Source organism: Rhizobium sp. PRIMUS64, from assembly GCF_023006465.1.
In the GTDB taxonomy this organism is placed as follows: domain Bacteria; phylum Pseudomonadota; class Alphaproteobacteria; order Rhizobiales; family Rhizobiaceae; genus Rhizobium; species Rhizobium leguminosarum.
Genome location: NZ_JALBGX010000375.1, coordinates 1 through 261, shown reverse-complemented (window position 1 = coordinate 261; position 261 = coordinate 1). Strand labels below are relative to the sequence as shown.

Genomic DNA, 261 nt, shown 5'->3' with positions numbered 1-261 from the left:
CACGGCGGCGATAGCATTGTCCCGGGTGATATGATGGATGGCGTCCACCTGTTCCGGATCGAGCCGGAAGGAGTTTTCCGGATCCTGCGTTTCGACCTGCCTGATCGCCGCCGCAACCACCCGATCGGAAACGGCAAAGCCGCGGCGCTTCGCCAAAACCCGCGCCGACCGCCCCATGTCATATTCGATGCGCAGCATCTCCCGCGTGGTGAAGACGGCAGGTTCGCTCGCCTTTCCCGTTTCGGCATCGATCTGCTGCGG

General features: G+C 63.2%; 1 protein-coding gene. It reads right to left on the bottom strand.

Annotation, left to right across the window (positions count from 1 at the left end):
• Window positions 1-261: hypothetical protein (locus MOV76_RS40430; RefSeq protein WP_247266646.1), on the bottom strand; the 261-nt coding region annotated here is incomplete at both ends.